Source organism: Rhizobium sp. L1K21 (assembly GCF_024055895.1).
Lineage (GTDB): Bacteria > Pseudomonadota > Alphaproteobacteria > Rhizobiales > Rhizobiaceae > Ensifer_A.
In genome coordinates this window covers 87,294-107,465 of sequence record NZ_JAMXLE010000009.1, presented here as the reverse complement: position 1 = coordinate 107,465, position 20,172 = coordinate 87,294, and the positions used below count along the sequence as shown (strand labels likewise).

Here is a 20,172-nt window from a genome sequence, read left to right as displayed (position 1 = left end):
GAAACCTTTCGGCGCCGGAGAATGTCATTCGGCGGCATGCACAAGGTGCGTCACACTCGGAAGTTATTGAGCCATAAAAGCCGCCAGATCACGACACCTAACAACGATACGCTTTATTCCGACTTTTGGCTCGATCTGCGCCGCGGCCCGGCGCGGATCCGAATTCCCGGACCCGGCGAGCGCTATTTTTCGTTAATGATGCTTGACTACTACACCAACAATTTCTGCGTGCCTGGCACCCGTACGACGGGAACCGAACCCGTGGAATTTACCCTTGTCGGGCCTGAATCTTCGACAGAGGGGTTAACGGGCGAAGTGGTGCGCGCGCCGACAAATATGGTCTTTGCACTTGCGCGCATATTGGTCGATGGCCCTGAGGACCTTGAGGCTGCCCATGCCGTGCAGGATGCAATCGAGCTGGAAGCGCCTGAGCATGACAATGTGGAAGGCGACTGGATTTTGCGCGACGCGCCGTGGGACGCATTTTTTGCCGAGGCGAACCGGCTGATCCGCATCAATCGCCCGCCGCTGACCGACCTCAATCTGTTGCGCCGGATCGCGCCGCTTGGGATCGGACCTGATCAGACCTTCGATCCGACAGCTTTCACGGCTGAGGAGGCCGAGGCCATTGCATCGGGCGTCCGGCTTGCAGCCGAGCGGCTGGCGCGTATTCAGACCTCCATGGCCAAGGGTGGGCGCGGCTGGGTCTGGCCGAGGCGCAATCTAGGTGTTTACGGGCAAGATTATTTTATGCGTGCCGTGGTGGCCGTCGGCGGGCTGGGTGCTCTGCCGCTCGAAGAGGCCAGCTATCTGCGCACAGGTGGCGAGAGAGATCAGCCGCTTGACGGACGGCGTTTGTGGCGCATGCGTTTTCCGCCCGGTGGCGAATTGCCCTGCGACGCGTTCTGGTCGCTTTCAATGTACGAGCCGACGCCTGACGGTGAGTTTTTCTTCGTGCGCAACGAACTTGATCGGTTTTCGATCGGCGACCGTACACCAGGGCTGAAGCGCAATGCAGACGGGTCCCTGGATATCTGGATAAGCGCAGATAATCCCGGCCCCGAACGCGAGGCGAACTGGCTCCCCGCACCGCCCGGTCCCTTCCATCTTTTTCTCAGAGCCTATCTGCCGAGGACGGAACTGCTGGAAAAGCATGTCGCCGTGCCACACCCCGAACCCTATCAGCAATAAATCAAAAAGATCACACCTCACTGGGAGACAAACACCATGATGCTCACGCGACGCGACGCTATCACCCTTGCACTTGCAACCTCGGCCGCGGCCGTTTTGCCGGCTTCAGCGCAGGAAACCACAAATCTGAGAGTTCACACGGCCAGTCCGGGTTCTTCGGCCTTTGCCTTCACAACGACGCTGCAGACGGTTGTCCAGCGTGAATTGCCGGTGCGGATGAATGTCACCGCGGGCATGGCCTCTACCCGCTCAGCGTTGGACGTGGTGCGTGGTAATGTTGACCTTTACATTTCATCGCCAGCGGTCAGCTATTTCATGCGGACAGGCAGCTCCATGTTCAAGGATATTGCCAACGCAAAGGAGCTGGCGAGTGATCTGCGGGGCATGGTGAACTTTCCACTGGGGCCGTATCATATTATAACATTTGCCGAATCCGGCATTGCCACGCTGGAGGATATCAAGGGCAAGCGTGTTTTTGCAGGCCCACCCGGTGGTGCTGCAACCACAGTTGGCCTGGCGATCATAGAGAGTGTTACCGGCTACAAGCCCGACGTGGACTATGAATTGGCCAAGCTCGACTGGAGTTCGGGCAATCAGGCATTTCAGGATCGGCAGATCGATCTTGCCATCATGCCGACTGAACTGCCTTCTGCCGCCATTCGGCAATTTGCTCTTCTGGACAAAATTCGCCTGATTTCAATTCCTGAAGAGGCCTTCAAGGTTGATCCGCTGAAGTCCATGATTTCGTTGCCTGGCCGAACGATCAGCAGGATTCCTCCGGACATATACGGCGACAATCAAGTCAATGAGGAAGATGTGTTGGCGGTGGGCAGCTACATCGGCATTGGCGTTCGTAAGGACCTCGAGGCGGATATCGTCTATGAGATGACGAAGGCCATGTTTGAGAATATCAACGACTTTTACAACGCCGCAGACTGGATGAAAGCCATCACTCTGCAAACCGCATTTGAAAATATGAACGATCCGCTGCATGCGGGCGCATTGCGCTACTATCGCGAAGCCGGGGTGGACATACCTGAAGCGCTCGTGCCGCCGGAGGCAAAATGATGGATTGCAGAACGGCAATGGCAGGACGTGAGGCGCTTAACCGGATGTTCCGGCCAAGGACGGTCGCGGTGGTTGGCGCTTCGGCTTCGCCCACCAAGATTGGCGGCTTGCCGGTAGACTATCTCAAGACCAAGGGATTTGCCGGCCAGGTTTTGCCGATCAATCCCAATGCGTCGGAAGTCCAGGGGCTGAAAGCCTATCCGTCGCTCGTAGCCGCTCCTGGACCCATTGACCTGGCCATTGTCGCCGTTCCCGCAGCCATGGTCGAAGCCGCGCTCGAAGATGCCATTGCTGCTGGTGTTCCAGCTTTGGTGATCTTTTCGTCAGACTTTGCCGAGACCGGAGAAAAAGGGGCCGTAATGCAGGCGCGTTTGGCGGCACGCGCTGCAGAAGCGGGTGTGCGGTTGCTCGGGCCGAACTGCCTCGGTTTCATGACCATCGCTGAAGATGTTTATGCAACGTTCAGCCCGGTCGTGCACCTGGGCAAGCCCAAAAAGGGCGGGGTCGGAATCGTATCGCAATCGGGCGCTTTTGGTGCTTATGCTCTCACCCTTGCAAGGCTGCGCGGCATCGGGATCAGCCATTGGATCACCACCGGCAATGAAGCCGATCTTGGCTTTGCGGAATGTGTCGAATGGTTGGCAAGCGACCCCGAAACCGAAGTGATCGTCGGTTATATGGAGGGCGCCCGCGATGGTGCGCGGTTGCTGGCAGCCTTTGAAGCCTGCCGACTGGCTGGTAAACCGCTGGTGATGGCAAAAGTGGGCCGATCTGCTGTTGGGGCACAGGCAGCGGCATCGCACACGGCGGCTCTCGCAGGCGAAGACGCCATTTTTGATGGCGTGTTCCGCCAATATGGCGTCATACGTGGCGACAGTATCGAACATGTTTTCGATATTGCTTATGCGGCGGCAATTGCAGGTGTGCCGCGCGGCAATCGGGCTGGGCTTTATACCGTTTCGGGTGGTGCCGGTGTGATGATGGCAGACGAAGCCGCCGCCAATGGGCTTGAAGTACCCGAACTCACGCGCAGCACACAGGATGCGGTCTTGCAACTTGTTCCCTTTGCAGGAACCCGCAATCCGCTCGACATTACTGGCCAGGTGGTCAACATCGAAGGTGCCTTCCGCACGGCGCTGGGACTGATGGCGAAGGATGGCACGGTCGACACGATTATCAGCTTTGTCGCATTGTCGGGTTTATCGCCGACGATGGGGCCTGAAGTGGTTGCCGATCTGTCCGCCGTGCGCGAAGAGGTTCCGGAAATTGCACAATATGCCGTTACGGTCGCTCGACCTGAGATCCGCGCACAGCTCGAGGCTGCTGGAATACCGGTCTTTGAAGATCCGAACCGGGCGGTTCGCGCGGTTGCGGCTTTGGCTGCATTCGCTGCATCCCTTGATCGTGAAACAGGCGCAGATGTGGATGGTATTGCTCTTGCAATACCGCAAAGCACAACGGAGCCTGAGGCGTTGAAACTGCTGGGCGATGCTGGCCTGCCGGTGACGCCATATACTGTTGCGGCTACGTCAGAAGAAGCAGTTCTTGCGGCGGAGGCACTTGGTGGCCCCGTTGCCGTCAAGGTGGTTTCCCCGGATATCTTGCACAAGACCGAAGCAGGCGGTGTTCGGCTCAACCTTGCCGGGGCTGAGAATGTTCGCAAGGCTGCCGAAGCTATATTGGGGTCTGTAAAAGCCTATGCCCCAAATGCACAGATCGACGGCCTCCTGGTCGCGCCGATGACGTGCGGGGTGGCGGAAGTTGTCATCGGCGTGCAGCACGATTCAGCTTTCGGCCCCGTCGTCATGTTCGGGATGGGTGGTGTTCATGTCGAAGCGCTGCGTGATGTGACGTTCCGCGCAGCACCCGTAAGCGAAGATGAAGCGTTGCGCATGATTGGCGAAATTCGGGCGCTGCGACTATTGACTGAGCCGCGCGGGGCGCAACCTGCCGATTTGCCTGCTCTTGCCCGGCTGATTGCACAGGTTTCCCGCTTTGCTGCCGCCAATGCGGATGGGATTGAGACCCTTGACCTAAACCCAGTGATTGTTGGAGCGCAGGGGGAAGGGGCAATCATCGTCGATGCGTTGCTGGTTGGGCTGTGAACGCTTCAAAGCTCACCGCATTGCCGCAGGGCGCGCACGGTTTCGGGTGAAAGGGAGGCGTCGAACACAGCCGCGATTGAATCGATCAAATCTGCAATCTGTGCCTCTGTCTTGTACCAGTCGTAGGTTTCGCTGCGGTCAAAGGCGAGCCGCTCCATGCGCGCCAGAATGGAGCTTCCCATTTGCATGGCCATCGCAAATCGCTGACGCATGACGACTGCGGGAATATGCGGCTTGGCCTCAATCAAAGCCTCACGCATCATTCGCAAGCCGGCGTCCTGCGTGCGGCCTTCAAATTTGCGCCATATGGGTCGGTCGATCCACAGCATGCTGAGAAAGCGAAGGTAGTGACTCTTTCCAGCAGAGCTGCGCAAGTAGTTGGCGAGCGGAATGACGAGCAATCGTGCGATGTCGCGTGAACCAAGCGGAGCCCCGCCCGCAGCGGCCCGCATTTCCTCAACAAGGGCAATACGCGCCGCATTGATGGGCGTTGTGCGCAGATCGAGGATAGCCTGCACAACACCTTCCCGGGACCCGAAGTGATAATGGATCGCGCTTTCATTGCGTTGACCTGCCGCTTGCGTGATCCGCCTCAAAGAGGTGTTGGATATGCCCTCTTCAGAGAAAATGCGCTCAGCTGCCAAGATCAATGAGAGGCGTGTGTCCGCACGTTTTCCATTTTTCGTCACAGCGGCGTTGTTTTCAATCGCGGTCGGCTGAGTCAACCGTTTGCTCCTAAATTCCGAATTCTCCCAGTTAAGATAACTCCATTAAATGGGTCTGCCAACCTGTCCGCCAGCAAATGAATTGAGACAGTTTGCAGTTTGAATGTCGGGAGGCATTGCTCATCTGATTTGTCGCTTGGCACTCAAGCGTGAGAATGAGCTGATTTATCGAATTTTTGGCACCTAATTTTGAGAATCTGTGAGGCTATTTTCTCAAATTAATTGTATCGGACTTCTATGTCTTTCCTTCTCTGCGTTTAAGAGGAATGGGAGCGTCTTGTGGTCGAAATGCGTTTGGTTGGTGGCAAATGTTGATTGCCGCAACATGAATAACATCTCGGCTCCCGCAATGTGTACGATGGCGACGCCGGCCAAAAGAGCAGGGTGCAGGTGTAAAGGTAATACCGGGTTTTGCGGCGTTGGGAAATCAACACATATCTCAGCTAATGTGTCCTCGTTTCCAGGGATGATCCTACCGAGCACTTCTTCGTCCAGCAAGCATTCGCCTCGGATTGCAGCGTTGATGTAGTGCTGGAAAACCGAGGGCTTCTGATCCTGGGTGGATGTAGCAACAGTGATCCGCACTTCGGGCATGTAATCCGCCAACTCAGCAATTGGCTTCGGAAGATTGGTTGGGGATCATCGGTGTTGTTTTGGCAAGTCGAGAAGTGTCTGAAATCGTTAGAGCCCGATCCTCAAAATTACGTGCCTTGTCACAGGAATAGCCCTTCACACAGAGCTTCAAGTCCGTCACCCCGTTGGGCACGGGGAAGCTTGACCGACCGGTCAGTAGGGGGCAAATTGTTTGCAATTGAGATGCGTGGGAATCGACTGATGAGTGGAAAGATGAGCGCCGAAAGGCTGGTGGATGACGTGCCTAGCCCGCGGGTGCGCGAAATTCTTGAAACCGGTGCCAGGCTTTTTGCAGAAAAAGGTTATGAAGCTACATCCATGCGCGACATTTCTGATGCCGCAGGCGTCTCTAAGGCCCTGCTGTATCACCATTTCAAAAGCAAAGAAGACATTTACGGGCGTATCGCCTTTGCAGCAACGCAACACCTGAACACGTTCGTCAAATCGCGTATCCCGACGGAAGGCACCGCAGCTGAGAAGCTGCGTGCCTTCATGGTATCCACGGCCACGTTTTTTTCAGAGCATCGATCAGCCTGGATTGCTGCCAGCAATGCTTTCTGGTCTGACCCCGATCAACGAGCGACGGACTTGAGAATTGCTTACCGTCGCCAATTTGAAAACATGCTAAGGGAAATCATCCGCGATGGTGTTGCATCGGGCGAGTTCAATGAGGTTGATCCTGCAGGGGCGGGCCGCCTGGTCCTTTCTGGAATTAACTGGATGCACCGCTGGTATGATCCTGAAAAAGCAATGAGTGCCGAGGAAATTGTCGATCAATATGCCGACATTCTTCTCTGTGGCATTGCCCGGAAATAAAGCTAACGCCAGACTACCTGGGCCAAGATAAAGTCAAATTCAGCAACATCATTGGCTGACCACGCAGCTCGTATTGTCATTGATGCGCCGTTCGACGGATACATCCAAAAAATCCATTGCAGAGATGCATGCGCGGCGTTATCCTCGAGCTGACTGACCGGTCAGTCGGCAGGCGTGAGCGCAGGGGAGGCGATCAAGATGAACACGGAAAACAAGCGCAGACGCGCTTTGGTGACAGGTGGCGCTAAAGGCATCGGTCAGGCAATCTGCCAGCGTCTTGCGAACGAAGGATTCCGTGTCGCCGTTGCCGACATCGATATTGAGGAAGCCCGGCATGTTGCTGAGCGGTTGGGCGGCGGACATGTCGCCATTCAGGTTGACCTGACCGATCCGCAAGCTGCCGATGCCTTGCCTGCAAAAGCTGAGGCTGCTCTTGGCGGTCTGGACCTTGTTGTCAACAATGCGGGCGTGACGGACAGTTCCGGGCGCACCTTGCTTGATCTCCCGCAGGCGGCATTTGACCGTCTCGTCGCGGTCAACCTGACGGCGCTTCAATGTGTTTCGGAAGCGGCTGCGAAAATCCTGTCGCCCGGTGCGTCTATCGTCAACCTTGCCTCTGGTGCTGCCTATCGGCCACTGGCACTGCGCGGCCCCTATAGCGCCACCAAGGCCGGGGTGGTTGAATATACCGCAGCACTTGCCGCGCAGTTGAAAGAGCGCCAGATCAGCGTTGTTGCAATCGCTCCGGGCTATACGCTGACGCCTCTTGTGGAGGAGCTGGAGAGAGAGGGACGGGTCGATCTCAAAAAGGTCTCCGCAACCATTCCATTGGGACGCCTCGCGGCACCTCAGGATATTGCTGCTGCGGTTGCATTTTCTGCTTCTGCTCATGGTCGTACCATCAATGGGCAGAGCCTGCTTGTTGATGGAGGCGGATCCATGGGGCCGCCGCCTGAAATGGAAGGCCCTCCAAAAGGCACGAGTTCAAAGGGAAATATTGTACTTCTTGGCCAGAATGACCGGTCGGATTTGAGCACGCTTGGATTGCCGCGTTTCGATGCGCTGACCGATGCCGAACCGCTCGCAGCTGTCGTGGATGCGGGCGCTCTTGGCCGTGCATTGACACCGGCGCAAATGCTGGAATGGGCGCTTTCATCTGCAAAAGCCTGCGCGGCAATTGCCAATCGAACACCGGATTTCAATCTGGTCTTTGTCGTCGACAGGGGGGAGAGCCCTTCGGCGCGTGCTGCTGCCGCTGCTTTGTCAATGCTCTCTCGCACCCTGGCGTTGGAGTGGGCCGGATCGGGTATGCGCGTGAATACGGTTTTGTGGCAGGGGCCAACGCTTGAAGGCCTGGGTGAACTGTGCCGCTTTATGATCGGCGATGATGCGTCATACATAACTGGGCAAGTGCTGGAAGCCAGCGGCTTGTCTTGATGGCTGCAGTTGCAGCACCCGCCGGAACGAAAATAGCTGCAGCACTTTTGATCTGTGAAAGCCCATGGTCCCGCCAGGAGATTGGCAGGTTGAGCTGTTGGATCACTCCAATTTGAAAAAAGGGGATGCTCAATGAATGACAATGAAACGCAGGTGCTTTCTGAAGTCGTCGATAGCAACATCAAGCTTCTCACGCTCAAGGGTGAGAGGACGCGCAATTCCATTGGCCTGGCGCAATACAAGGCCGTGCGGGCCGAGATTGTCGATGCGGGCAATGACCCGCAAATCCGTGCAATCATACTGCAGGGAGCCGGTGGCTTCTTCTCGTCAGGCGGCAATGTGTCGGCGTTGAAAGAAGGGCGCAACCAGCCGCTGTCTGAGGTTAGCCGCAATACCGATGCTCTTGCAGCCATGATCCTTGCGATCCGACATTGTCCCAAACCGGTGATTGCTGCCGTTGAAGGCGGCGCTGCAGGGCTTGGCCTGTCGCTGGCACTTTCCTGCGATATGATTGCTGCGTCCGGTTCGGCCAAGTTTACCGCCGCCTATGTCAAGATCGGCCTGACACCCGACGGCGGTGCGACGCATTTTCTGTCGGAGTGTTTGCCGCGTCAGCTGGTTTCGGAGCTTTGTATGCTGGGCCGTCCGGCGTCTGCAGACAGATTATATGCAGCCGGTGCCATCAACATGCTGACTGACGACGGTGAAGCCCTGAATGCCGCGCTTGATCTCGCACGCGCCTGCGCTGTCGGCGCAAGTGGTGCCATTTCGGTCATCAAAGGGGAAATCGCACAGGCGCAGGTTAATGGCCTTGCCGAACAGATCGAACTTGAGAGCCGCTACATCAACAAAGCGCGATACGGAAGCGAGGCAGGAGAAGGCTTGCAGGCCTTTCTTGAAAAGCGCAAGCCGGTCTTTTCTCCGTCATAATCCAGAACCTGACCTCCCCATGCTGCACTCGTCATTTTACACATCTGTGAAGTTTGTATTCACATAAGAGTTTTTGTTGACAGTGTGGGTCCGCTATGACGAGATGCACCAAGGATCGGAGTGGAGGCTGATCCGGTAAACGGGAGGTCACAAGATGCTTGGATTGATGCAGGAGCGCCCGCTTCTGATATCGGGTTTGCTCGAGCACGCAGCGCGTTATCACGCCAATACGGAAATCGTTTCGAAGACGTGCGAAGGCGATCTGCGCAGGGATAGCTATCGTACCTTGGCGGAGCGCTCGCGCAAGCTTGCCAATGCTTTGATCCGGATGGGCGTTGGGCATGGAGACCGCGTGGCGACACTTGCCTGGAATACGCATCGTCACCTGGAGCTTTACTTTGCCGTTGCTGGAATTGGTGCTGTGCTTCACACGGTCAATCCGCGGCTGTTCCCCGAGCAACTCAATTATATCATCAACCATGCCGGGGCGAAGGTTTTGATGTATGACATCACCTTCAGCACGCTGGTATCTGAGTTGCGCCCGGGGCTGGAGCATGTCGAAAACTATGTCGCCATGACAGATGGCGGGCATATGGATGGGATGCCCGACGGGTCGCTTTGTTACGAGGACATGATTGCCCCCGAACAGAGCGCGTTTGAATGGCCCGTCTTTGATGAAAATACAGCCTCCGGTCTCTGCTACACATCGGGCACCACGGGCAATCCCAAGGGTGTGCTCTATTCACATCGCTCAACGCTGCTGCACGCCATGATGTTGTGCCAGGTCGACGGCCTGGCGCTCTCAAACCATGACAGTACGCTTCTTTGCGTGCCGCTGTTCCACGTCAATGCCTGGGGTGTGCCGCATGGTTCGCCACTGTGCGGTGCCAAGCTCGTCTTGCCCGGCCCGCATCTCGACGGGAAGAGCCTCTACGACCTTGCCAAGGCCGAGGGCTGCACCTTCTCCCTCGGCGTTCCAACGGTCTGGATGGGTTTCATGGATTACATTGAAGGTTCCGGTCTGGATGCGCGCTCGGAGTTGAAGATGGAGCGAGTGATTGTTGGCGGTTCGGCGGCGCCGAAGTCGCTAATGCGGCGATTGGAATCGATCGGTGCGGTTCCACGTCAGGCCTGGGGGATGAGTGAAACCGGGCCGGTGGCAACCGTTGCCAATCCGTTGTTCAAGCATAACGAGTTAAGCGACGATGGACGTTTCGATCTTCGCTGTATGGCTGGCCGGCCGGTTTTTGGTGTCGAATTGCGATTGATGGATGATGAAGGCCGCGAATTGGCGGCGGATGGCGTGACGCCCGGCGAGTTGCAGGTGCGCGGGCCATGGGTCACATCAGGCTATTTCGGCGGCGAAGGCAAGGGGCCGGACGCCGATGGCTGGTTCTCAACCGGTGATATCGCGACGATGAGCGAGGATGGCTTTGTGCGGATCACAGACCGGGCGAAAGACGTTATCAAATCGGGCGGTGAATGGATTTCCTCCATCGACCTCGAAGATGCAGCGATGCGTCATCCCAAAGTGGCCGAGGCCGCCGTTGTGGGCGTGCCGCACCCCAAGTGGCAGGAGCGCCCGCTGTTAGTCGTGGTGCCAAAGGGTGAGGCACCAGACAGGGCTGAACTGCGTCAATTTCTGATGGGTTTTGTTGCCAAATGGTGGTTGCCTGATGACGTCGTCTTTGTGGAAAGCCTGCCGCACACAGCAACGGGAAAACTGCAGAAGATGGAGCTGCGCAAACAATACGCACAGTATGTACTGCCTGAATTGGCCGAAACAAGCGGGAGAGCGGCGGAATGAACGGACTGATCCTTGATGACCCTGACGGTACGCTGGAGATGCTGCGCGACAGTGTCGTGGGGTTTTCTGCACGGCATGCCGGGCCAGACGTTTTCCGGGCGCGGCGTGACAACGGTGGTGACCTCGATCGGGAGGTCTGGTCTGCGATGGCGGAGGCTGGATGGTTGGGTCTTCTTTTGCCTGAGGATAAGGGCGGTGCCGGTCTTGGCATTGCCGAACAGGCAGTATTGAGCGAGGCACTTGGTCGAGCCCTACTGACAGAGCCGTTGGCGCAGCTGAGCATTTTTTCAAGCGTGCTGCTGTCCCACTGCAGCGGTGGTGAGTGCGCCAGACTGGCGGAGGGACTGATTGCCGGAACGGCGCTGGTGTCTCCGGCATGGCAGGGCCGCGATGGTGCAGCTGCGCCGGTCTCAGCGCGCAAGGTTGGAGAGGAATTCAGCCTGTCTGGCGAGATGCGACACGTCAGCGCCCCCACGTCTGCAACAGACTTTATCGTGCTGGCGGAAGCGGATGGTAAACAGATGTTGGTCTCGCTTCCTGTGAGTGCGGAAGGCTTGAGAATCGAGACTGCTCCGACATTGGACGGAACGCGGTTGGGAAGGCTCAGTTTAGCGGATGTAAAGGTCAAAGAGGACGCGCTTCTGGCCATTGGCAGTGAAGTGGATGTGGCCATGGATGCAGCCGTTACAACGACGCGGCTTGCTCTTGCAGCCGAGATGGCTGGCATTGCCACGGCAGCAATCGAACGGACGGTTGCCTATGCGAAAGAGCGTGTGCAGTTCGGCAAGGCTATTGGCTCGTTTCAGGTCGTGCAGCACCGTTTGGTGGATATGTGGGGCGAAGCCGAATTTGCTTCTGCTGCTGTCGTGAACGCCGTGGAGACGCTGTCAGAGGGGCAGAATAACGCCTCTCGTCTGGCAATCCTTGCGGCCAAGGCAAGGGCGGGTGAAGCCGCGGTCAACATCACAAGGCGGGCAATCCATCTGCACGGCGCGATGGGTTTCACCGATGCCTGCGACATTGGACTCTTTATGAAACGGGCGGTGGCCCTGAATGCAACGCTGGGGCAGCCCGAAGAGCTGCGTCTGCAGTTCGTGGCGCTGGAAGGCGTTGCGGCTTGAAAGGACCGGACATGAAAAACAATCTGATCAAGACTGTGATCGAAGACCATATTGCCGTCGTCACCCTGGACGCCCCTCCGGTGAACGCGCAATCAAAGGACTTCATGGAAGAGCTGATTGGGGTCTTCGATGAACTGAACCACAAAAAGGGCGTGCGCTGCGTTGTCTTGACTGCCAATGGCAAGGTCTTTTCTGCCGGTGCGGATATCAAGAACCGGGCCAAGCAGAGCGAATGGGAACCGGGCGAAGTCAACCGCCACTTGCGCCGCGCACGCGAAGTGGGTTTCGTGATCATGGAAATGAACATTCCCGTTATCGCCGCCGTGAACGGTCCTGCACTGGGTGCGGGCATGGGTTTGGCGATTTGTTCTGATATCATTGTGGCATCCAGGAACGCCGTCTTCGGCCTGCCGGAAATCGACATCGGTCTGATGGGTGGTGTGCGCCACACGATGCGTGTTTTCCCGATTGGCCTCACGCGAAGAATGGTGCTGACAGGCTACCGTGTTCCCGCAGAAGAGCTTTACCGTCGCGGCCTTATCGAGGCCTGTGTCGAGCCCGAAGAGCTTATGGATACTGCGATGGACATGGCACGCAATATCGCTTCGAAATCGCCGACGGCAATCAAGCTGGCCAAACGCGCGCTGAATACGGTCGAAACCATGGGTCTGAAGGACGGCTATCGGTTTGAGCAGAACCTGACAGTTGAGATGACAGGCACGGCAGACAGCAAGGAGGCGATGGCGGCCTTCCTTGAAAAGCGCCCTGCGGTTTTTTCGGACGATTGATCATGGCACAGCAGCAAGATTGGAACGCGCTGAGCGACGAAGAATTCCGCGCGATATTTGCCGAATGGGTAGACGCAAACTGCCCGGCCGAACTGCGTTTCATGCGCAAACAGCGCCCGCTCTTTGACGAAGTATCGGTATGGTATCATCGCCTTGCCGAAAAAGGCTGGTTGTCGCCGGTATGGCCACAGGAATACGGCGGCATGGGCTTGGATGCGGGCAAACATATCGTCTATGTCGAGGAATGGGCCCGGCTTGGCTGCCCGCGCATTCCCGACCACGGAATCGGTCTGACCGGCCCGCTCTTGATCCAATACGGGACACAGGCGCAGAAAGACTTTTTCCTGCCCAAGATACTGAGCGGTGAGCATGTCTGGTGCCAGGGTTATTCGGAGCCGAATGCAGGCTCGGATCTGGCCTCGCTGAGGACGTCAGCTGTTGCAGATGGCGATGGCTTCATTGTCAACGGACAGAAGATATGGACGACGCTGGCCCATTGCGCGAACTGGATATTATTGCTGGTGCGAACCAGCAATGACGGCAAGAAACGGCAGAACGGCATCACCGTGATGCTGGTCGACATGACCACGCCCGGTGTTACGGTGCGTCCGATCCCGAACCTGCGTCTGGAGGCGGATTTCTGCGAGGTCTTCTTTGACAATGTGTATGTTCCCTCCGAGAATGTTGTGGGCGAGGTGGATCAGGGCTGGGCGCTGGCCAAGGCGGTGCTGGGTCACGAACGTATTTTTCTGGGTGCGCCGTCGCGTCCTGCTTACGCGCTGCGCCGGTTGGAACGCCTTGCCCGGGATCGTGGTGCCTTCAGTGATGCAGGCTTTGTTTCGCGATATGCCAGGCTCAGGCTTGATCTGTTTGATCTCGGTTCCGCATTCGAACGATTTGCGCGGGTGTTGCGGGCAGGCGGCACGCTGGGGCCGGATGTTTCCGTGCTGAAGATATTCAGTTCCGAACTCTACCAGCGTATCACGGAAGAAACATTGAGTGTCGCGGGAGAGGAAGCGCGATACTGGGATGACTTGCCCACGGGAGAGGGCGATGTGGATGCGATGAACCTCTATCTCGATAGTCGGGCCCCCGCAATCTTTGGCGGCTCGAACGAGATTCAAAGAGAGGTTCTGGCGAAAGGTGTGCTCGGTCTACCCAGGTAGGTTGCGCAATCGGGAGGAGCGCTGTGGCAGATACGGAATATGCACTGGAAGCCCGAGGAATCGGCAAAAGATTTGGCGAGTTTTGGGCAGTCAACAACGTCGATCTGAAGGTTCGGCGCGGGGCAATCCATGCGTTGATTGGCCCGAATGGCGCGGGCAAGACGACGTGTTTCAATCTTCTGACCAAGACGCTTCAGCCCTCCACCGGGAAAATCATTCTGGACGGCGAAGACATCTCCAGACTGCGCACGAGCGACGTGGCGAAAAAGGGGATGGTCCGGTCCTTTCAGATATCGGCCACTTTCACGGACCTGACCGCGCTGCAAAACGTTCGGGTTGCGCTCCAGTCAAGCCACGGCAGCGCATGGCGGTTCTGGAGCCCAATCAGCTCAATCTACAAGCTGAATGAACGGGCCGAAGACCTGCTTGAACAGGTTGGCCTCGCCGATGCGCGTGATATGAAGGCTGCGGAACTGTCCTATGGCAAGAAACGGGCGCTCGAAATTGCAACAACGCTTGCGCTGGAGCCGAAGGTGATGCTGCTGGACGAGCCGACCGCCGGTATGGGGCATGAAGATATCGAGCCGATCACCGAGCTGATCCGCAAGGTGTCGCGGGATCGCACGATCGTGATTGTTGAACACAATCTGTCCGTCGTTTCGACCCTCTCTGATCGCATTACGGTGCTGCAGGCAGGGCAGGTGCTGATGGAAGGCAATTATGCTGAGGTGTCTTCCGATGAGAGAGTAATCGCCGCTTACCTTGGGGGAGTTGATGATGCCGCATGATGCAGACGGGACGCTGCTCGCCGTCGATAACCTCAAGGCGTGGTATGCTGAAAGCCAGGCGCTGCACGGCGTCAACTTCAAGGTCAAAAAGGGAGAACTTGTTACCCTGATTGGCCGTAATGGCGCGGGCAAGAGCACCACACTCCGGTCGATTATGGGCATTGTGCGCAATCGCCAGGGTTCTATCAAGTTTGAGGGCCAGGAGCTTATTGGCCTGCGTACATTCCAGATCGCGCGCAAGGGTATTGCCTGGTGTCCGGAGGAGCGGGGCATATTCTCCGATCTTTCCGTGAGGGAAAACCTGACATTGCCACCACACCTGATTGAAGGCGGCATGACAGATGACGAGCTCATGGAGGCCTTCCCCAATCTGAAGGCGCGCGCATCCTCTGGTGGCACACAGCTGTCCGGGGGTGAACAGCAGATGCTGGCAATTGCCAGGATCCTGCGCAATGGCTGCAAGTTTCTGTTGCTTGATGAACCAAGTGAAGGACTTGCGCCCGTCATCGTCAAGGAAATCGGCAACCAGATCCGCCAGCTGAAGGCGAGGGGCTATACCATCCTTCTGGTCGAGCAGAACCTGAACTTCGCGCGGGCCGTTGCAGACCGGCATGTGGTGATTGAGCATGGGCAGGTCGTCGATCAGCTTACCAATGAAGAACTCGCGGCCAATGTCGACCGCGTCAAGACCTATCTGGGAGTGTGACTATGTTCGACGGGATCACACCGCAATTGCTGTTCGGACAGCTTCTGATCGGGTTCATCAACGGTTCCTTCTACGCAATGCTTGCCATGGGGCTGGCGATTATTTTCGGCCTCATGCGTGTGGTGAACTTTGCCCACGGTGCGCAATATATGCTCGGCGCTTTCGTTGCCTGGCTGCTTTTGAATATATTCGGCGTGCCATATTGGGGGGCCTTGTTTATCGCACCTGTCGTGGTGGCGGCATTCGGCCTGGTGATGGAACGGCTGATATTGAAGCCAATCGCCAATCTCGATCACCTCTATTCGTTGCTCATTACCTATGCGGCAACACTGGTCATCGAGGGGCTGATCCGTCAGCGCTATGGTTCAACCGGTTTGCCTTACAGCTCACCGCTGCCCGGTGGCGTTAATCTCGGTTTCATGTTCATGCCATGGTACAGGCTTTGGGTCGTGCTCTTTTCGGCTGTAACCTGCCTGGGGACCTGGTTGTTGATCGAACACACCAAGCTGGGCGCTTATCTGCGCGCCGCTAACCAGGCACCAGAGATCGTCGAGAGCTTCGGGATCAATGTGCCGCGCATGGTCACGCTAACCTATGCTTTCGGTGTTGGTCTTGCAGGCTTGTCGGGTGTGCTGGCAGCGCCAATCTATCAGGTGTCGCCTTCTATGGGCTCGACGCTCATGATCACCATTTTCGCAGTTGTCGTTATCGGCGGAATGGGCTCTATCGTGGGCGCAATCGTGACCGGTTATGTCCTTGGTATTCTCGAAGGACTGACCAAGGTCTTCTATCCCGAGGGTGCAAACCTCGTTATCTTCTTCATCATGCTTGTCGTTCTGATATTCCGGCCGGGTGTGCAGCTCAACGGGAAGGGAAACTGATGCGTATCGCTCTGGTCCTCACGGGCATTGCCCTTTCGCTGGCAGCCCCATTTTTTGTCTACCCCGTGTTGCTGATGACAATTCTCTGCTTTGTGATCTTTGCAGCCTCGTTTAATCTTCTTTTGGGCTATGCCGGTCTGCTTTGTTTCGGGCAGGCAATGTTTCTGGGGCTATCGGCCTATATGACCGGATTGATGCTGAAGACCACCGGCATGTCGATCGAACTGGCGATTCTGGCTTCGGCTTTGATTTCCGCTGCACTGGGTGCGTTTGTCGGCTTTGTTGCAGTCCGGCGATCGGGAATTCAATTTGCCATGATCACCTTTGCGTTTGCGCAATTCGTCTACTTCCTGTTGCTGCAGTCGGAGTTCACGGGGGGCGAGGATGGCATGCAGGGAATTCCGCGGTCGAACCTGTTTGGCATTTTTGACATCTCCGACAGCATGACCTTCTACTATTTTGTGCTGGCGGCGACGCTTCTGGTGATCCTTCTGGTCTACCGCATTGTGCATTCGCCATTCGGTGAAATTCTCCAGGCGATTCGCGATAACGAGGTTCGCGTGGAATCGCTCGGGTTTCGCCCCGAACGCTTCAAGATCCTGGCAATGACGATTTCGGCGGGGCTGGCGGGATTGGCCGGCGGTCTGAAGGCGACAGTCTTCGGTTTCGCCACATTGACTGATGTTTCCTGGACAGTTTCCGGCGAGGTCATATTGATGACGCTCCTCGGCGGACTCGGGACCTTGAGTGGTCCAATGGTCGGCGCGGGGATTATCATTGTCATGAATGATGAACTGGCACAGTTCGGCGAGTGGGCTTTGATTGCTCAGGGCATTATCTTGATCCTGGTCATCCTGTTTATGCGGCGCGGCGTCGTCGGCGAGGCCGGGGCGCTTATCAGGCGAATCCGCAGCAGAAAGGCGAACTGAACCGTGCCTTTGCGGGCGTCAGAGTTCGATTTGCACCGGATTGTCGAAATCCGGATCAGTCCGGATCGATTTGACAGCTTTGCGCAGGGCCTCAAGGTATAAATCATGGTTGCGCCGGAACCGCTCCGTAACGCCGCCAAGCGCAAGCGTTACCGGCTGGCCTTGCACCAGCTCGGGGACCAGCATGGCGAAGGTGGCGCCACCCTCAAACGGCAAGTCTTCGATATAGCCGTAGCCGTTTGCCCGGATGGTATCAATCTGTGCTTGTATCGCGCTCAATTTGACCTTTTCAGCCGGGTTGGGCGTGGCGATATTGGCGCGACGAACTGTATTCTCAAGCTTTTCAGCGGGCATGGTGGAAAGCAATACAAGACCGGCTATCGACTTGGTGATCGGACGGATGGTGCCCTCGTCAATATGGAAACGCAGGGCGTGGATTGAGGGCTTGGTGGCGATATATTGCAGGTAAACATCGTTTTTGACGCCGAGAAAGACACCCTCCCCGGTTTCAGCATGGAGGTCTTGAATGGCGTCGAGGACCTGCCCGGAACCAAACAGGACTTTGGGGATCCATTCGCCGAGCGCGGAAACCTTCGTGGTGGGGAAATAGACCCGGGCGCGCCGGTCGTAATTCAGATACCCAAGTTTTACCAAGGTCTTGAGAAGGACCGTTGTACTGGAAAGTGGATAATCGAGGCTGATGGCAATCTCGGACATGGAGCGCGGTTGGCGACCAATCCGGAAATGTTCAAGTATTTCGAAGGCGCGCGCAGCGGACTTGACTTTGGCGTCGATCATGGTGCCTCTTGCTTTGAATTTCATAAATGTGAAATTTCACTGCATATATACAAAATCGTGGTCATTTTCAACGTGCTGTGACACACTCTGTAACAGAGGATTGGAGGAGGTCCGGACTTGGTAAAACTAGGCTGTTGCCGAGCTGCAGCCTGACAGTCCGCACTTTACCGCGAACAAGAGCGAATTGAATTTTAAGGATCGCAGAGGCGCAGGCTTTTGCGGCAGGGAGGCTATATGTCCAAGAGGCTGAGCGGCAAGGTTGCGCTGGTGACAGGCGGCGGCATGGGAATTGGCCGTGCCATTTGTGAAGCCTATGCCCGCGAAGGTGCTGCCGTCGGCGTTTTGGATCTGAAGGAGGAACCTGCAGAGGAGGTTGCGCAGGCAATTCGCAATGCAGGCGGCAGGGCGCTGGCCGTTGCTGGAAACGCCGCAAAGCGCGCGGATGTTTTCAGCGCCGCCGAAACTCTCAAAGCTGAGTTCGGACCGGTCACGTTGCTGGTGAACAATGCGATGTTCAACCGTTATGGACCGCTCGAAGAACAGGACGAGAAAACAATCGGGCTGATGATTGATGTTGGTTTCAAGGGCGTGATCTGGGGTTACCAGGCCGTATTGCCGCAAATGCGTGAGGCGGGCGGCGGTGCGATCGTCAATATTGCATCTCCTTCGGCCGTCCTCGCCATGAAGGATGGCATTATGTACAGCGCCGTCAAGGCTGCTGTTGCGGCGGCGACCCGTTCGGGCGCTGCTGAGTTCGGGCCGGACAATATACGCGTGAACGCGATTGCTCCTGGACCGACGCAGACCGATGGAGCGCTGCGCGTTGTCACCGAGGAGGGCTGGGAGCGAAGACGTGAACGGGTTCCGATCCGCCGTCTGGGCAAACCATCGGATATGGCAGATGCGGCAGTTTTTCTGGCCTCGGAGGAGGCGTCGTTCATTACCGGCGATATGCTGTTTGTGGATGGAGGAATAACCTACGCCTTCTCTTAGGCGAGGTGAAACGGGCGATTTTTGAGAGGATTCGCCCACAATAACGGGAGGTGAAACATGAATTATTTCCGGAAAGGCAGCCTCGCTGCCGCATTCCTGGCGGCTACGTCCTTGTCGTCAGTTCCAGCCCATGCCGAGATTTCGGACGGGGTCATTCGGATCGGGGTCATGAACGACCAGTCTGGCCCATATGCCGACAACTGCGGGCAAGGCTCGGTGGTTTCGGTCAAGATGGCGGTTGAAAACCATGGCGGGGCAATCAATGGGGTTCCCATTGAGGTGGTTGTCGCAGACGACCAGAACAAGCCGGATATTGGTGCGGCCCAAGCGCTGAAGTGGGTGGAGAATGAAGGCGTTGACGCCATTGTCGGCTGCTCTGCTTCATCCATCGCGCTTGCTGTGTCGGATATTATGGCAACGCATAAGAAGCCGTATTTGATCGCCGGTACGGCAACGACAGAGACGACGAATTCCAAGTGTACAGCCTATAACACCAACTGGGCATACAACACCTACACGCTTGCCAAGGGGTCCGTGATGTCGCAGCTCGCCCAAGGGCTGGACGAGTGGTACTTTATTACCGTTGACTACACGTTCGGGAAGGCGTGGCAGGAGGATGCCACCAAATTCATCGAGGCCAATGGCGGTAAGGTATTGGGATCGGTTCTTCACCCGCTCGGTGCCAACGATTTCTCTTCGCAGCTTTTGCAGGCACAGGCTTCTGGCGCAAAGGTGATCGGGATTGCAAATGCGGGATCCGACCTGGCGAACGTTCTCAAACAGGCAAAGGAATTCGGTATTGCTGAAGCCGGCCAGAAGCTTGCGCCTTTGGGCATGCAGGTAAACAACGTTGACGGTATCGGCCTGGAAACCATGCAGGGCCTGATTGCTGCTGCACCGGCTTACTGGGACCAGAGCCCGGAAACGCGCGCCTTCTCTGAAAAGTGGAGCGAGGCAATGAACGGCCGCAAACCAAACGAGTCCCAGACCGTAACCTACTCTGCGGTAGATCATTATCTGAAGGCCATTGAAGCAGCTGGCTCTGATGCAGGCGACGACGTCATGTCGAACATGCGCGAAATGCCGGTCGATGATCTGTTCACAAAGGCATCGATCCGGGAAGACGGTGTTGTCTTCCGCGACATGCTGCAGGTGCAGGTGAAAACGCCTGCCGAGTCCACCGGTGATTGGGACTACTACAAGATCATCGGCAAGCTGGACGCCAAGGATGTTTGGCCGCCGCTTGAAGAAAGCGCTTGCCCGCTGGTGAAGAAATAAATCCGGCTGCAT

General features: G+C 56.7%; 19 protein-coding genes. 16 read left to right on the top strand and 3 right to left on the bottom strand.

The window, feature by feature from the left end:
• The first annotated feature begins 21 nt into the window (after nucleotides 1–21).
• Genes NHF56_RS19930 through NHF56_RS19920 form a run of 3 tightly spaced genes read left to right on the top strand, consistent with a single transcriptional unit; the run spans nucleotide 22 to nucleotide 4,364 of the window.
• On the top strand, nucleotides 22–1,191 hold the full coding sequence (locus tag NHF56_RS19930) for a DUF1254 domain-containing protein (RefSeq protein ID WP_306431203.1): 1,170 nt from the start codon (nucleotides 22–24) through the stop codon (nucleotides 1,189–1,191).
• 36 nt (nucleotides 1,192–1,227) lie between these two features.
• A complete protein-coding gene (locus tag NHF56_RS19925; protein WP_252807878.1) occupies nucleotides 1,228–2,259 on the top strand; it encodes a TAXI family TRAP transporter solute-binding subunit in 1,032 nt (343 codons plus the stop codon).
• Entirely contained in the window at nucleotides 2,256–4,364 is a 2,109-nt protein-coding gene (locus NHF56_RS19920; protein ID WP_252807876.1) for an acetate--CoA ligase family protein, read from the top strand. The genes NHF56_RS19925 and NHF56_RS19920 overlap by 4 nt, the downstream gene beginning before the upstream one ends.
• A gap of 5 nt (nucleotides 4,365–4,369) precedes the next feature.
• Here the strand turns inward: NHF56_RS19920 and NHF56_RS19915 are convergent, their stop codons facing one another.
• Together NHF56_RS19915 and NHF56_RS19910 are read right to left on the bottom strand one after the other, a co-directional pair.
• Nucleotides 4,370–5,089 carry a TetR/AcrR family transcriptional regulator gene (locus NHF56_RS19915; protein WP_252807874.1) on the bottom strand — a complete coding sequence of 240 codons (720 nt, stop codon included), beginning with the start codon at nucleotides 5,087–5,089 and terminating at the stop codon, nucleotides 4,370–4,372.
• Between the two features lie 213 nt (nucleotides 5,090–5,302).
• On the bottom strand, nucleotides 5,303–5,683 hold the full coding sequence (locus tag NHF56_RS19910; RefSeq protein WP_252807872.1) for a hypothetical protein: 381 nt from the start codon (nucleotides 5,681–5,683) through the stop codon (nucleotides 5,303–5,305).
• Between the two features lie 207 nt (nucleotides 5,684–5,890).
• On the opposite strand from NHF56_RS19910, the gene NHF56_RS19905 reads away from it, so the two are divergent.
• The 11 genes from NHF56_RS19905 to NHF56_RS19855 all read left to right on the top strand — a co-directional run bounded on the left by NHF56_RS19905 (nucleotide 5,891) and on the right by NHF56_RS19855 (nucleotide 17,091).
• A complete protein-coding gene (locus NHF56_RS19905; RefSeq protein ID WP_252807870.1) occupies nucleotides 5,891–6,538 on the top strand; it encodes a TetR/AcrR family transcriptional regulator in 648 nt (215 codons plus the stop codon).
• A gap of 198 nt (nucleotides 6,539–6,736) precedes the next feature.
• Nucleotides 6,737–7,975, top strand: coding sequence for an SDR family oxidoreductase (locus NHF56_RS19900; RefSeq protein WP_252807868.1), 1,239 nt, complete (start codon nucleotides 6,737–6,739; stop codon nucleotides 7,973–7,975).
• A gap of 132 nt (nucleotides 7,976–8,107) precedes the next feature.
• Complete coding sequence (locus tag NHF56_RS19895) at nucleotides 8,108–8,905, top strand: oxepin-CoA hydrolase, alternative type (RefSeq protein WP_252807866.1); 798 nt, start codon at nucleotides 8,108–8,110, stop codon at nucleotides 8,903–8,905.
• Nucleotides 8,906–9,059: 154 nt separating this feature from the next.
• Nucleotides 9,060–10,712, top strand: a complete 1,653-nt coding sequence (locus NHF56_RS19890) for a long-chain fatty acid--CoA ligase (RefSeq protein ID WP_252807864.1) — start codon at nucleotides 9,060–9,062, stop codon at nucleotides 10,710–10,712.
• The gene (locus NHF56_RS19885) at nucleotides 10,709–11,833 is read left to right on the top strand and encodes an acyl-CoA dehydrogenase family protein (protein ID WP_252807863.1); all 1,125 of its coding nucleotides are present in this window, start codon (nucleotides 10,709–10,711) and stop codon (nucleotides 11,831–11,833) included. The genes NHF56_RS19890 and NHF56_RS19885 overlap by 4 nt, the downstream gene beginning before the upstream one ends.
• Nucleotides 11,834–11,844: 11 nt before the next feature.
• Nucleotides 11,845–12,621 carry an enoyl-CoA hydratase/isomerase family protein gene (locus NHF56_RS19880; protein ID WP_252807860.1) on the top strand — a complete coding sequence of 259 codons (777 nt, stop codon included), beginning with the start codon at nucleotides 11,845–11,847 and terminating at the stop codon, nucleotides 12,619–12,621.
• 2 nt (nucleotides 12,622–12,623) lie between these two features.
• Nucleotides 12,624–13,787 carry an acyl-CoA dehydrogenase family protein gene (locus tag NHF56_RS19875; RefSeq protein WP_252807858.1) on the top strand — a complete coding sequence of 388 codons (1,164 nt, stop codon included), beginning with the start codon at nucleotides 12,624–12,626 and terminating at the stop codon, nucleotides 13,785–13,787.
• A 23-nt stretch (nucleotides 13,788–13,810) separates the two neighbouring features.
• A complete protein-coding gene (locus tag NHF56_RS19870) occupies nucleotides 13,811–14,575 on the top strand; it encodes an ATP-binding cassette domain-containing protein (protein WP_252807856.1) in 765 nt (254 codons plus the stop codon).
• Nucleotides 14,562–15,281: an ABC transporter ATP-binding protein gene (locus NHF56_RS19865; RefSeq protein ID WP_252807854.1), complete on the top strand. Its 720-nt coding sequence runs from the start codon at nucleotides 14,562–14,564 to the stop codon at nucleotides 15,279–15,281. The genes NHF56_RS19870 and NHF56_RS19865 overlap by 14 nt, the downstream gene beginning before the upstream one ends.
• Nucleotides 15,278–16,162: a branched-chain amino acid ABC transporter permease gene (locus NHF56_RS19860; RefSeq protein WP_373456348.1), complete on the top strand. Its 885-nt coding sequence runs from the start codon at nucleotides 15,278–15,280 to the stop codon at nucleotides 16,160–16,162. The genes NHF56_RS19865 and NHF56_RS19860 overlap by 4 nt, the downstream gene beginning before the upstream one ends.
• Nucleotides 16,162–17,091 carry a branched-chain amino acid ABC transporter permease gene (locus NHF56_RS19855; RefSeq protein ID WP_252807850.1) on the top strand — a complete coding sequence of 310 codons (930 nt, stop codon included), beginning with the start codon at nucleotides 16,162–16,164 and terminating at the stop codon, nucleotides 17,089–17,091. The genes NHF56_RS19860 and NHF56_RS19855 overlap by 1 nt, the downstream gene beginning before the upstream one ends.
• 18 nt (nucleotides 17,092–17,109) lie before the next feature.
• Here NHF56_RS19855 and NHF56_RS19850 read toward each other — a convergent pair whose 3' ends face one another.
• Nucleotides 17,110–17,889 (bottom strand): IclR family transcriptional regulator, encoded by a 780-nt coding sequence (locus NHF56_RS19850; protein WP_252807847.1) that lies wholly within the window; start codon nucleotides 17,887–17,889, stop codon nucleotides 17,110–17,112.
• Nucleotides 17,890–18,123: 234 nt separating this feature from the next.
• On the opposite strand from NHF56_RS19850, the gene NHF56_RS19845 reads away from it, so the two are divergent.
• Complete coding sequence (locus NHF56_RS19845; RefSeq protein ID WP_252807846.1) at nucleotides 18,124–18,882, top strand: SDR family NAD(P)-dependent oxidoreductase; 759 nt, start codon at nucleotides 18,124–18,126, stop codon at nucleotides 18,880–18,882.
• Nucleotides 18,883–18,939: 57 nt separating this feature from the next.
• Nucleotides 18,940–20,160 (top strand): ABC transporter substrate-binding protein, encoded by a 1,221-nt coding sequence (locus tag NHF56_RS19840; protein WP_252807844.1) that lies wholly within the window; start codon nucleotides 18,940–18,942, stop codon nucleotides 20,158–20,160.
• The last annotated feature ends 12 nt before the right edge of the window (nucleotides 20,161–20,172 follow it).

Excerpts from the sequence above, each read along its gene's own strand:
- NHF56_RS19930 (WP_306431203.1), top strand. The coding sequence starts at position 22 with ATGTCATTCGGCGGCATGCACAAGGTGCGTCACACTCGGAAGTTATTG.
- NHF56_RS19925 (WP_252807878.1), top strand. The coding sequence starts at position 1,228 with ATGATGCTCACGCGACGCGACGCTATCACCCTTGCACTTGCAACCTCG.
- NHF56_RS19920 (WP_252807876.1), top strand. The coding sequence starts at position 2,256 with ATGATGGATTGCAGAACGGCAATGGCAGGACGTGAGGCGCTTAACCGG.
- NHF56_RS19910 (WP_252807872.1), bottom strand. The coding sequence starts at position 5,683 with ATGCCCGAAGTGCGGATCACTGTTGCTACATCCACCCAGGATCAGAAG.
- NHF56_RS19900 (WP_252807868.1), top strand. The coding sequence starts at position 6,737 with ATGAACACGGAAAACAAGCGCAGACGCGCTTTGGTGACAGGTGGCGCT.
- NHF56_RS19895 (WP_252807866.1), top strand. The coding sequence starts at position 8,108 with ATGAATGACAATGAAACGCAGGTGCTTTCTGAAGTCGTCGATAGCAAC.
- NHF56_RS19890 (WP_252807864.1), top strand. The coding sequence starts at position 9,060 with ATGCTTGGATTGATGCAGGAGCGCCCGCTTCTGATATCGGGTTTGCTC.
- NHF56_RS19885 (WP_252807863.1), top strand. The coding sequence starts at position 10,709 with ATGAACGGACTGATCCTTGATGACCCTGACGGTACGCTGGAGATGCTG.
- NHF56_RS19880 (WP_252807860.1), top strand. The coding sequence starts at position 11,845 with ATGAAAAACAATCTGATCAAGACTGTGATCGAAGACCATATTGCCGTC.
- NHF56_RS19875 (WP_252807858.1), top strand. The coding sequence starts at position 12,624 with ATGGCACAGCAGCAAGATTGGAACGCGCTGAGCGACGAAGAATTCCGC.
- NHF56_RS19865 (WP_252807854.1), top strand. The coding sequence starts at position 14,562 with ATGATGCCGCATGATGCAGACGGGACGCTGCTCGCCGTCGATAACCTC.
- NHF56_RS19855 (WP_252807850.1), top strand. The coding sequence starts at position 16,162 with ATGCGTATCGCTCTGGTCCTCACGGGCATTGCCCTTTCGCTGGCAGCC.
- NHF56_RS19850 (WP_252807847.1), bottom strand. The coding sequence starts at position 17,889 with ATGATCGACGCCAAAGTCAAGTCCGCTGCGCGCGCCTTCGAAATACTT.
- NHF56_RS19845 (WP_252807846.1), top strand. The coding sequence starts at position 18,124 with ATGTCCAAGAGGCTGAGCGGCAAGGTTGCGCTGGTGACAGGCGGCGGC.
- NHF56_RS19840 (WP_252807844.1), top strand. The coding sequence starts at position 18,940 with ATGAATTATTTCCGGAAAGGCAGCCTCGCTGCCGCATTCCTGGCGGCT.